The organism is uncultured Methanospirillum sp. (assembly GCF_963668415.2).
Classification (GTDB): domain Archaea; phylum Halobacteriota; class Methanomicrobia; order Methanomicrobiales; family Methanospirillaceae; genus Methanospirillum.
The window spans coordinates 2,432,053-2,444,078 of record NZ_CAXXDL010000001.1; the positions used below are offsets into that span (position 1 = coordinate 2,432,053).

General features: G+C 42.3%; 14 protein-coding genes and 1 pseudogene. 10 read left to right on the forward strand and 5 right to left on the reverse strand.

Annotated features, from left to right (window positions below):
- The first annotated feature begins 102 nt into the window (after positions 1-102).
- Both ACHZA2_RS11460 and ACHZA2_RS11465 read left to right on the forward strand, forming a co-directional pair.
- A complete protein-coding gene (locus ACHZA2_RS11460; protein WP_319579824.1) occupies positions 103-1,092 on the forward strand; it encodes a hypothetical protein in 990 nt (329 codons plus the stop codon).
- Positions 1,093-1,440: 348 nt separating this feature from the next.
- Positions 1,441-1,650, forward strand: a pseudogene (locus tag ACHZA2_RS11465) (hypothetical protein); the annotation flags it as partial.
- Positions 1,651-1,921: 271 nt separating this feature from the next.
- Here the strand turns inward: ACHZA2_RS11465 and ACHZA2_RS11470 are convergent.
- Genes ACHZA2_RS11470 through ACHZA2_RS11480 form a run of 3 tightly spaced genes read right to left on the reverse strand, consistent with a single transcriptional unit; the run spans position 1,922 to position 3,247 of the window.
- Positions 1,922-2,164, reverse strand: coding sequence for a hypothetical protein (locus tag ACHZA2_RS11470; RefSeq protein WP_319579825.1), 243 nt, complete (start codon positions 2,162-2,164; stop codon positions 1,922-1,924).
- Entirely contained in the window at positions 2,161-2,709 is a 549-nt protein-coding gene (locus ACHZA2_RS11475) for a hypothetical protein (RefSeq protein ID WP_319579826.1), read from the reverse strand. The genes ACHZA2_RS11470 and ACHZA2_RS11475 overlap by 4 nt, the downstream gene beginning before the upstream one ends.
- Before the next feature lie 28 nt (positions 2,710-2,737).
- Positions 2,738-3,247, reverse strand: a complete 510-nt coding sequence (locus ACHZA2_RS11480) for a hypothetical protein (protein WP_319579827.1) — start codon at positions 3,245-3,247, stop codon at positions 2,738-2,740.
- A gap of 175 nt (positions 3,248-3,422) precedes the next feature.
- Between ACHZA2_RS11480 and ACHZA2_RS11485 the strand changes: the two genes are divergently transcribed.
- The 8 genes from ACHZA2_RS11485 (at position 3,423) to ACHZA2_RS11520 (ending at position 9,432) form a co-directional block, all read left to right on the forward strand.
- Positions 3,423-3,617, forward strand: coding sequence for a hypothetical protein (locus ACHZA2_RS11485; RefSeq protein ID WP_319538675.1), 195 nt, complete (start codon positions 3,423-3,425; stop codon positions 3,615-3,617).
- The gene (locus ACHZA2_RS11490) at positions 3,614-3,796 is read left to right on the forward strand and encodes a hypothetical protein (protein WP_319579828.1); all 183 of its coding nucleotides are present in this window, start codon (positions 3,614-3,616) and stop codon (positions 3,794-3,796) included. The genes ACHZA2_RS11485 and ACHZA2_RS11490 overlap by 4 nt, the downstream gene beginning before the upstream one ends.
- Positions 3,789-4,130 (forward strand): hypothetical protein, encoded by a 342-nt coding sequence (locus ACHZA2_RS11495; RefSeq protein WP_319579829.1) that lies wholly within the window; start codon positions 3,789-3,791, stop codon positions 4,128-4,130. Before ACHZA2_RS11490 ends, ACHZA2_RS11495 begins: the two co-directional genes overlap by 8 nt.
- 94 nt (positions 4,131-4,224) lie before the next feature.
- Positions 4,225-7,260 (forward strand): hypothetical protein, encoded by a 3,036-nt coding sequence (locus ACHZA2_RS11500; protein WP_319579830.1) that lies wholly within the window; start codon positions 4,225-4,227, stop codon positions 7,258-7,260.
- 245 nt (positions 7,261-7,505) lie between these two features.
- On the forward strand, positions 7,506-7,829 hold the full coding sequence (locus tag ACHZA2_RS11505) for a hypothetical protein (protein WP_319579831.1): 324 nt from the start codon (positions 7,506-7,508) through the stop codon (positions 7,827-7,829).
- A gap of 343 nt (positions 7,830-8,172) precedes the next feature.
- Positions 8,173-8,298 (forward strand): hypothetical protein, encoded by a 126-nt coding sequence (locus ACHZA2_RS11510; protein WP_319579832.1) that lies wholly within the window; start codon positions 8,173-8,175, stop codon positions 8,296-8,298.
- Between the two features lie 276 nt (positions 8,299-8,574).
- Complete coding sequence (locus ACHZA2_RS11515; protein ID WP_394698559.1) at positions 8,575-8,859, forward strand: transposase; 285 nt, start codon at positions 8,575-8,577, stop codon at positions 8,857-8,859.
- Positions 8,860-9,207: 348 nt separating this feature from the next.
- On the forward strand, positions 9,208-9,432 hold the full coding sequence (locus tag ACHZA2_RS11520) for a transposase (RefSeq protein WP_394698560.1): 225 nt from the start codon (positions 9,208-9,210) through the stop codon (positions 9,430-9,432).
- A 767-nt stretch (positions 9,433-10,199) separates the two neighbouring features.
- Here the strand turns inward: ACHZA2_RS11520 and ACHZA2_RS11525 are convergent.
- Both ACHZA2_RS11525 and ACHZA2_RS11530 read right to left on the reverse strand, forming a co-directional pair.
- Entirely contained in the window at positions 10,200-10,901 is a 702-nt protein-coding gene (locus ACHZA2_RS11525) for a hypothetical protein (RefSeq protein ID WP_394698561.1), read from the reverse strand.
- 1 nt (position 10,902) lies between these two features.
- A complete protein-coding gene (locus tag ACHZA2_RS11530; RefSeq protein ID WP_319579834.1) occupies positions 10,903-11,964 on the reverse strand; it encodes a hypothetical protein in 1,062 nt (353 codons plus the stop codon).
- Positions 11,965-12,026 lie beyond the last annotated feature (62 nt).

A 12,026-nucleotide genomic window follows, 5' to 3' on the forward strand; every position in this document is an offset into this window, starting at 1 on the left:
TTATTGACTTAGTTAAACTAATATGTAAATATAAATCATAATTATATGCGCACAATCCATCACATATGATTACATTGTATTTCATATAACGGTTGAAACATTATGAATAATACTAAAATAATCTCCGAAGTGAACCCGGTTTGTTCAATCATTGAACGTAATGATCAGACAATAATTGGAATTAAACGACATTTTACTCCTGAATCGATATATGGCCCAAACCAAATGGTTTCATCACTCTTACATGATGGAACGATATCGCTTATGGAAAAAAGAATCAAGAATAGTAATCCAGGATTCTACGTTGGATTATACCGACCCGGTGAGGATGGGTGTTTCACTTACATATTTGGGTATGAAGTAGAGTCAATGGGTCAGCTTCCAGAGGGTCTTCCTGATTATACGTGTTTAAAAATGACAGGCAGTGGATTGTATGCCCGAATATTAAATGACGGGGGCTCGTTTTATGATACAGGGGATTATTTTACCGGAGCATTTCATACTGATACCCCCTATGTTTATGAGAATGGTAAGGAATCAATCCATACAATAAATCTTAAGGGGGAACTTCTTTACGCAGATGAACCAATTAAAAAACCATTAACACCGGATGAGCAACATGCCTCCGTAAAAATAAAAATTATTTCCCTTCCCCCTCTCACGGTTCTTGGTATTAAGACTGATAAAATTCATGGTCTCGATCTTATTAATCAGTTTTTTTCACAAAACGCGAAAACGGTTGATTCAATTGATTGCCGTAAACCATATGTCCAAGATTATATCGGTTCCTCATGGCATGAAAGCGGAACTCAATATTCATTTTTTGGGGGACAGATATTGAATTCAGGATTGCTAACTCCTGGATTAGATACTATTATAATTCCAGGAGGACTTTACGCAAAGATATCCCAGAATGAGATAAACAATGATAATCCAGCATTTTTAAGACAATGTATTCAAGAAATTGGTTTAAATTGTGGGCATCCCCTGGTAAAAGATGACACCAGGCAATACTTTATCAAATTTCACCAAGGACATTCATCATCAATCTATTATCCGATAATGGATGATGTAAATACCAGAGTTGAATAAGGAAAGACCATATCCACCGATTTTAGTTCTCGGAATATATATGCTGGAATTCGTATTTCGTCTTAATTCTGAAACTTTTTTCGCCTGAAACAATTCCATTCATAATGTCACAAGTGTCTATCGCCACCTTATTTTCGAATTGATTCTCTAAGTTTTTTGATATGAATTTTAGATGACGAGGGATACTAAGTTTCCATGATGTATTCTCAACAAAAAAATATTAATTATTGGCATAGTGTAGGAATCTGTCTTTTAATCTCAAAGGATTGATTCTTGCAGCAAAACGGCGTGACGGGACAGTTTGATTGCAGATGCCACATGGAGGAGTGAAAAAATGAAGAAAAACTCGAAAGAGCGGTTTTTAGGGAGTTGAAAGAAGAAATCGGGACCGATTATGGTCGTAACATCTTACGAATTCCGGGGTTTCGATGGTATGATTTTCCAGAACCAATGCAATACGTAGGACAACATCGAGAATGGTTTGCTCTGCTTTTCCTGGGAGAAGATAGTGAGATCAAAGTCATAGAAGGGTACAACAAAAATACATCTGAATTTTAGGACTGGAGATAGGCAACATTACCTGAAGCAGTGGATTTATTTCTACCGTTTAAAAGAGATGTTTATATATGATGGTTCGTGATTCATTTGCACCCATCAGTGTGGCATTATCCTGTTGAGAGGCAGTATAACTCAAGTGAATCTCACAAAGAGGTTTCACATGATGCTAATAGTTTATCTTTGTCAGTGTACAGTAAATTCCTACTATCCATGAAGAGACTTGATCGGTGTCTTTGTAATAGATTTCTGAATTCTGAAAGGAGATGAGTATTCATCCCCTGATCCATTTCACAATCCCGGACACCTGACTCAAATGATCCATAGCCTCCCCGGCAAGGGTCACCGGATCGGTCACTATCTCTCCATCCTCATCCCGTATCAGGGCCAGAACCTTCCCTGCAAAACCTACCGTCTCCTCAGCAAGCAGACGATACTGCCGGTACAGAAAAAACGCTGCAAGGCCGTTCATAATCGCGACCCCAAGCGATACCCCGGCAACAGCTTCAGTGATCATACCCTTCCTCCATACCTGAAAAGATCCTGCACGGTCATGTTCCCTGACACAAACCCCCTGGATACAAGAGACCGGTTCCCAGATCCCTGAAACCCGAGGGCAACCAGCCCGGACCCGTTCACCCGGGTCTCTCCGGAAAGTTCTGCTCCTATCTTCCGTGAGAGTTCAAACTCACCACCATGCAGAATACCGGAGGTGTACACCGATGCTTCTCCAAGAGAGCGGTCGCCTCCGGCTGAAAGAAACATACAGCGTTCCCTGATCTCGGGCTCTCTCATCAGTGCTGATGCAAAATCTGACACGAGAACCGGCCCGGTTCCCGATACCACCAGATCACTCCCGGTCTGGTCTCCTGAAACTGTCCGGGCAAGTCGGGCTGTATCCACTGTCAAAGCCCGGGAAGTAAACGACCCATTTGCATCAGATCCCGAGGTTGAGAGGAATGCAGAACCATCGGTACTGATGGTAGTAGCAATATATCCGGCCCCTGACACCGCTGCAAACAGCAGGCAGAAGATCCCGGTAGCCAGAAATACCCCGTTCATACTCCCCCCGGATATGAAAAAAGGGTAATCATGCCAGGATGGCAACCGTATCAGCCCAGGCTTCAAGTCCTGTCCTGATAGAATCTGCCTCATAGCTGGAGAGAGTGACACTGTCCCTCTTGAATGTCACCGAGTAGAGTTCCCCATTACTCGCATGAGCCTTGATGGTGCAACTGAATGAGTCTTCAGAAGAATCACGGGAAGCGGTCACACCGGTCCCCATACCGGTAGTGATCGCTGCAGCACCTGTAATCTGGGTCACTGCAGTGTTTACCGCTGCCATCGTTGGCCCCCGGACAGGAATGCTCCCGACTGTCTTCGCTTCCGCATTCTCATACACGATGGATGCAGAGTATGACTCCTTCGACTTCTCGACCGCTGGTTTTGCGACTCCTGCTGACTCGTAGGTAGTACATCCCCACGGATTATTGTCCAGAACATCCTGGACAAGTGCATTGAATGCGGAATAGTCGGCAATCGGAGTTGCAAGTTTTCGAACAGCTGACTTCACCACACTTTTCTGCGTAAAATCTCCCATTTTTCCCCCTTGTCGCTTGTATTGCGACACTATCTCATAGGTGGCAGGGGTATAAAAGGTTCGAAAGACGTAGTCAAAAACGAAAAATAAAGGCCTGGTTTTAAAAAATAACAGAGGAAAAGAGCACCCCAATGTACATGATCTCGAATCGTACAATATATATGAATTTTTTGATATGGAGCAGATTACATCAGTTTTAGATGTGGTAGATGGTGTAGGCTGTGGATTCTATTATATCTTTTTACTTTATGACAAAATCAATCCAAAAGATTTAGAAAGATACGGAGATTACAGTGTTTCACTGCCTGGGTACGAGAGTGAAAATCTCAGGCAGGAGGATGAGAAGATGACAAGAGGAGATAAAGAATGATGTACTCCCCGTCAGATGGATTCGCTTGGGGGCTTATCACCGAGGGGAGTAATCAGGTATTACAGTCTGAAATTTTAAGCATATCTATCAGGACTGGTTGTGAGTTACGGCATGATTTTTTGGTAACACCTGATGGTATCGATCCATGCAACTCCTCCCGGAGGAGAATTGATGCCTGAAAGACCGGATTATCGAACCAAACGGACGGCTGAGTACAGCGCCAGGGATCTTCTTACCAGATATGGGTACACCGTTATCAGGGTGGCACAGAGCCACTCCCATGAGTCAGCTGGGATTAACCTGATAGCCTGGGACAAAGATGGTGATATTCTCTTCATTTATGCCAGATCATGCAGGAGAGTCTCTTTCATGAAGGATGTTCATGCCCTCTGCAGACTTGTTGTGCTTCACCGGTATCCTGGAGCGCTAGAATACTGGATCAGGTGCAAGGCAGGATGGAAACGATATCTGATCAGACCCGGAGGTGCATTCCCTCTTCAGGTGCTATCATGATACCTATTTTTACCTTCTTCAGAGTACTGCCTCTGCTTCTATCAGCAACAGGACCAGGTATTGCGGCCATAAAGACCCATGGGTTGGGGAAGACATGACTGGTGATCCCCAGTATGATGAGATCCTCAGGACCCTGAAAAGCCTTTTTTCACCGGGTCAGGTCATTGAGATCAGGATCCTCAGTGATGATGGAGTTTCATCCGGGTACTTCAACGATTTTGAGATGGCAGCTGTCGCTATCGGAGCACAGGATCGCGATCCAAGGGGACATGGTATGTATGTCACGCTGAACGAGGTCAGCAGTGATCTCCTTGCTCGTCGGGCGAACAGGATCAAGTATCGCATCGGTCGACAGGATCAGACCACTGCAGATGCTGATATTGTCCACCGCTGGTGGTTGCCCATAGATATCGATCCAGTACGAAGATCCGGTATTTCATCGTCAGAGCCAGAGCATGAGGAGGCTTTGCATCGGGCAGAAGTGATCAGACAGTTTCTGGCAGAACGGGGATGGAAAGAACCCATCGTTGCCGACTCAGGCAATGGGGCACATCTCCTGTATGCTCTCGATCTCCCAAATGATGAGACCAGCAGAGACCTGGTCAGATCAGTGCTTGAAGTGTTGGATAACCGGTTTTCTGATGAGAGGTGCAGGGTTGATACCGCAAACTTCAACGCTGCCAGGATCTGGAAAGTTTATGGAACCACCTCCCGGAAAGGTGATAATCTGCCTGACCGTCCACATCGGCGTGCAGGAATTATCTCCGGTGCCGGGGAGAGGAGAGAGATTATGGTCAGCGATCTCGTATCCCTCATCGCAGATTCTTCAACTGATCAGAAGAATCCATCAGAAAATCTGAACGACCGGCATGATCACAGCGTGAAATCGCAGTCATCATTCCGGTCTTCAGACTCTACCTGTTCAGGAGGGCGATCAATTCCTGACCTAGGGGCATGGCTTACCAGGTATGGTCTCTCATACGAGTCAAAACCGTACCAGGGAGGAATACTCTTCTCGCTTGATTCATGCCCGTTCTCTGAGGCTCACAGGGACGGTGCATATGCAATTCAGTTTGAGAACGGTGCGATATATGCCGGATGCCATCATGATTCATGCGGGAGCGGACGACAGAGATGGCCTGAACTTCGGGCAAAGTTCGAAGATCATGGGCGTTGTGTTGACGAGTGGATTGCATCAACGCGTCGTTCACGAATACGGGCCCGGCTCATTGCAGAAGGGAGAATAGACCCTGATGATGAGAGTGATGATACCCAAAAACCAGGACCATCTACGAATACTAAGGCCTCTGAACCTGGTGTAGAGGCTGATGCAGATGATAATGATCTGATTCGGCACCGAGCTCAGGAGATACTTACCACCGGAGACCCACTTGCCTTCATTCTTCAGACATTTGCTCATTCTCATGAGGGGGACCACAGTGTTGGTGAATGCCTGGTTCATTCACTCGCTTCCAGACTGGTCATCAACAGCAAAGGGCTGCATGTCTCTATCACGGGTGAATCAGGAAAAGGAAAGTCTCATGCCATTGAGACGATGAAGTCCCTGATTCCGGCAGCATATCGGCTTGAAGGGCGTATGAGTGACAAGGCCCTCTTTTACATGGATGATCTTGTTCCCGGCACGGTGATCACTCTCGATGATGTGAACCTCTCTGATCAGATGCAGGAGATTCTCAAGGGTGTGACCACATCGTTTCAAAAGCCATTCCCATACAGGACGGTGAGCAAGGATCGCAAACCGCAGATATGTACAATCCCTGAACGGTGTGTCTGGTGGATCGCCAAGGTTGAGGGTGCCGGAGACGACCAGGTCTTTAACCGGATGCTCACCTGCTGGATAGATGATACACAGGAGCAGGACGACAAAGTGCTTGACCGGACACTTGCTGCTGCCGGACAGTTCCCCGGGTCCCCTACGCAGGAGTCTGATGATGTGCTGGTCTGTAGAAAGATCTGGGAGGAGATACAGCAGGTCTGGGTTGTGATTCCATTTGCTGAACGAATCAGGTTCCAGTCATCAGAGAACCGGAGAAATCCTGATATGCTCCTTGATCTTACCAGAACCAACGCTGCCCTCTGCCAGCAGCAACGTGAAAAATGTACCCTGAATGATACCTGCTGCGTGATTGCTTCAGAGAGAGATTTTTACGAGGCAGCACGGCTCTATGTCGGGCTGAACGGGGAAGATGGAGGACAGGCACACAAACTGACAAAGCGTGAGTCGTCACTCCTATCAATCATCGCTTCTCTGAACCGTTCGGAGATTACAGTAACTGAACTTCAGGGAACGACCGGTTGGACAAATTCGACGATTACTAAACTGATTCACGGATACCGGTCATATGGCAAGTCATACTCAGGTCTGCTTGAGAAGTGTCCTGCCATATCGTTTCTTGATCGGACCGAGTCACGGGGTGATGGTGGTTGCACGACGCATCGCAGGTCAAAGGCCTATCTCTGGGATGAAGGCCTGTACGAAGCCTGGATGAAGGGAGGATTGATCTGGCTTGCACGAGAAGAACAGGATCATGACCAGATTCAACCTGGTGACGGGGGCGGAGATGCTCAACCCGGTGCAGAGGTGAGGACAGAAGATGATCAAATCTCGGAGAAGACCGAGCCGAACACTGATACCTGTTTTGCGACTTCGGAACGAAGAGTTGAGAAGGATGATGCCACGGAACCCAGTTCCTGTATACAGGAATCTGGTGTCTGTATCAGTTCTCTCTCTTCTGGAATGTTTGTAAAGACCGGTGAGTTTCCAACACATGAACCCTGCTGTGTATGTGGGAAAAGACAGACACAATACATGGAACGGGCTCATGAGAGCTGGCATGATGGCACGGCAACAGGTATGCTCCTGTGTAGTTCGTGTTATCAGCGGCTGATCTCACGAGAGGCTGCAAGAATGGTTGCACTGCCCGGAGTTATTGAGCCGGACCGTATGGTCAGGCTTCAAACGGCTACCAGAAAATGCGATCTCTGTTCGCTGATGCCCGCTGTGTGGTCTGATCCAGAATCGAAGACCCACTTGTGTGATGCATGCTATCAGCGTGAAGTAGAGAGGGTTTCTGCTGAAAGATCCAGGTCCTGTACAAGTCCTCCCTGAATGCCTTTCGGGTGGAAGGCAGGGAGATATGGGCGGTATTTTGCGGGTTTTAACATGATGAGGCCAGATACAATACGGTGTAGGGTGATTCGGTGCCCTCACCTTCAATGGGAATGGTATATCACTGCAACACCCTCGCATAAGAAGCAGAGGCGACTTATCTGCACGTTAATCAACAAGCAGCCAAGTAACATGTACTTCTGTCCGAAAAGCGAGCAGTCTGAACCAGTGATGGGGGAGAAGAGATGAGCAGGTTCGTCGAGAAGGTAAGAGAGGCTGATCCGTATGAACTCTGCGGGAGAATGATCAGGGACAATGATCAGCTGATTGTGTTTATCGATGGGGTTGGCAGGTTCTGCCTTCAGATGAATGCAGTCTGGTCTGTGATTCTCGGTCTAGGACCTGGTGAGGTATCAGGCCCGGTCCATGGAATTTTCAGGCTTTCTGAGAGTGGCAGGGGTTTTTATCTTGAGACCGGAGAGGTTCTTTATACAACTCCGGTAACACGAGTACGGGCAGTTCTCTCCGGTGATAACCGGAAAGCTCCGGTTATGCGATACATTGGATAAAGCCTCTGGATGCTTCAGCATCTTAAAACACAGATCTTTTTTTAAATTTTTTCTATCCCTGCACCCGTGGTTCTTATTATCATGAGTAGCGGTTGGGCGGGAAAATGCGGTGGTGTGGCTGGTCAGGTAGGATATCACCGCGGTAAATCTGCGGGAGTACAGAGGATATACTAAGATATAATAAAATATTTATTATTATATTATAGAGAGAGCGGGAATGAGAGTGTATAGAGGAGAGAGAGCATGTGTGTCATACTATCTGTGAGTGAAAATTTCCCGCTTTCCCGCAATGGAATAAATCGTGGGCCCATATCCACGTCGATCTGGAAATAAATGGATTATTATGAGAAGCATGAACCCGCTGGATGTGCAGAAGACACCGCCTGGCATTACATCAGGTCAGATGATCAACATCAACAGAAAGGCATATGATGTCTCAATAATTGGTAGTGGCCCACTTGATAACTGAAGATGAATATTCATTCATTGAAAGGATTTGCTCCGATAAATTGGATCAAAATTGTGTGAATTAACCATAATATGAAGGATTTTCATCACCAGTTATATTCAAGGCCACTACCCAATAATTGCCATCCTATGCTGAATTTGCGATAATGGATCGGTTTGAATTATTGCATTCAATTGAATAACCACTGTATGTTATACTCCACGACATAATATTTTAATAAATTGAAGAACCCCATAATTCACTATGCGCAGGTTGACAGTAGTAAATGTTCCCTCTATGGTCACCTTACCCCAAAATGAAACTCATAGAAATGACGACTCAAGATATTATAATCGATTACATGGAGTATTGCTTGTTGCATTAGGCTATTCTTGTTCCGAATCTGCCAAAATTTTAGGACATACTGTCACAACGATTGAAAATTGGGTAAATCGGTTTAATGAAGGTGGCTTCAAATCATTAAGGGATGAACCCCATACTGGATGCCCTCCGTCCCTCTCTTTTGACCTAATGAAAGAAATCCGAAACAATCGTAGAAGATCTCTAACTATTGGGATATAACCAGAACCTTTGGGGTGGAAAACTCCTGAGTCATCATATTTCAATTAAGTATGGAATTATTTTTCACGTTAGACAATGTCAAAGAATATTTCACAAATTGGAACTTAGACAAAGAAAATCGAGACCCATTAGTTCCAAAGTTGATCTACAAAACAATCCCGCTACAAAAAAATGATTCAAAAGATTGAGAGCGGGAAGGATGATGTTTGGAGTACAAATGAATGCCACTTCCAACAAAATGGTACAAGATGGACGATTTGTGTATGATATTAGCCCTGTCTTTAATGCGGAAACTTTCCTCGAACATTTGAAGCATATTATTCAATATAAACCCCGAAAAAGAAAATTTTGCTTATTATTGATAATGCCAGATATCACCATGCAACATGGTTGATACCGTGGCTTGAAGAAAATAAACGAAAAATTGAACTCCTCTTTTTACCGTCATATAGTCCTGAATTGAATCCAGTGGAATTGGTTTGGAAAGAAACTCGATATTCTGAAGCGCATAATCGTTATTTTCCCACTGTGCAATCTTTATGGGGGAGTATCACTGAGGCATTTGATCAGTAGGGCAAACCCAATGATAAATTAAGATCGCTTTGCAAAATAAATTATGGCGTTTTAGTATGACTTACCCACTTGAAACGACGAAGAGCCGATTAATTTATTTTGGTTGAAAGATTGATAATAAATTAATCAAGTTATGTATTGTTCCGAAAAAGAAAAGAAATACTAAACTGAATAGAAGAAATGGAATTAAAGTTGTAAAAATCACTATTTTCAAAGGAACATTTAAACTCTGTGAAATACCCTTGTTAATTATATGAAAGATAATAAGCAATCCAATAGTTTGAGAGATTAATATGAAAAAAAATTCGAATAACACATTTGAGCAGTAATGATTCAATATTATTTCAAGTATTGTTAAGTAGAATGTAAATATTGTCCAATGTAATAATGTATAATTTAATATGGATACAATCACCATCAGTTTAATTCGGTGTAAAAATTTATAAAGTAAAAGAGCAATAGATCCCCCTAAAATTCCTAATACTATAATATTTTTAAAAAATTGATAAAAAAATAGAATTATTATTGATAATAAATATGGAGAAGATAATAAAGGTATTTTTAAAAAAACAATGAATGCTGCTTGAATAAAAGTTATCGAAATAAAAAAAATAAGGTTTTTGTTTTTATCTTCAACATTTTTTTTAAAAAATTTAGAAGGAGTAAAAAATAATATTATTATTTCCTGTGGAATATTGAATAGTACCATAATAAATAATAGGTTATATCTTTTGGCTCATATATATTCCTTTCATTTAACGTCATGATTATATGACAATTGCACCGTTTAAAGGATCATAGGTAAAATTGACTGTATCATTGTTTATAGTTAATTGGTATTGTTGACTTGTTGTGGCATTTTGAATAGCCGTAATTACTGAATTGAGAATAGTTATATTTGAATTCCCATTTAAATCTGTGATACAATTCGCACCAAGTATAGTTAATAGAGTGAAGAAAATATATGCTAATACACCTGATTTTGAACCGCTTGGTATTCTAAGCCCTTTAATTATTACGTACTCTTCAAACCAAGTCTGGGCAGTTGATAGTGCCATCCCATATAATAATGCAATATCATTGGCATAAAGAAATATTACACTAACTGCATCTTTTCGGTAATATGCGTATGAATTATTATTTCCAAATAACGTAATTCCATACCAATCACATGATATAGAGGAATTTCCTGTATCATTCTTCACCTTTATTGTGATGGGATTATAATCAATTGTTGGGGTAGCACATACTGTAGAAGTAGTTGAACCACCTGATTTGTTTGTGACTTGAATGCTTTCGATCAATGTTGTTCCTGAATAAAACTCAAGAATACATGTAGGTCTAGGAGTAACTACTAAAGTAAAAGTCTGAGAAGTACCATTATACGTAAGTTGGGGACAAGTATTGCTTAACTGAACCGTAGGTGGAGCATAACTGCAATCGGGTGTGTTATATGGGCAGTTCCCCATCTTACACCACCTTCAAATAGTTATCGCGAATTAAATACTGCGGAGTGATCCATCCATCACAGAATACAATATTATCCTCTATCCATACCGGATCTGAAACATTATATTTCGTCTCTACCCAATACCGATTATTAAATCCAGATAAACTTCCCTTTTCACTAATTTGAGTCCCTATCGATTGATTTACTATTGTATTTATAACTGTATGGAAATCATCATCGGATGTAGAACCCTTCTCTTTTATTGTCAGATTTGTGTATGCTGATGGGTGATAACAAATGGCTTTAGAATTCTTGGGCTTGAACTGAATTTTTAGACTATCAGTATTACATGTTCCAATTACTGCCAGGTCATGTGATTCGGACTTAAAAGCCTCAACAAAATCTGCATAATTATATTGATACCACTTTAGGTTAGGATAAATATCCCAGTATTCAGCAGGGAAATTACCAACTGCAATAATCTTCTTATCACTTTTGAGAAATTCCATTTGAGGATTTATACTCACTTTAGATAACATATGGCCGTTATTAAGGGTGGTCGTCATATCAATGTACGGACCATCGACTGGAATGGGACACTGTGTAAATACTGTGGTCACATTTCTGTTATGGATAATATTCCACATTGGGGTGAGATTCGGAATAATTTGCCCATCTGGAATTGATTTTCCTTTATTAAACAAGGTAACGTAGTTCGTTGGATCAAGGGCAACTTGCTCCCACGTATCCTTGTGTTTATAGGATACTATTTCATTGACAGTTTCAAACAAGTCAACAAACGCTGCTCCAATGGGAGAATAACGGAACGTTACTTCGAAAATATATGCATCAAATCCTTTTGGAACCCACTTTTCAAATTCAGATCGGCTTTTGGCTGCTTCGACCGGGATCGAATAGTGATAAATATCATTTTTAAGGTAGGGGAAAACAAATGTTCGGTTTGTATTAATCGTAAGACATGCAACCTTTTTCCCTTGAACTTTTAAATATTTTTCAAGTAAAAATGCTGAAATCCTTTTTTCTGGACTTTTACTATAAATTAAAACATACATTTCATTCATAATGTAACCTTTTTATAATCATACAATTTCGTTGACCTGGATTATTATGCAGTATCCCTAGT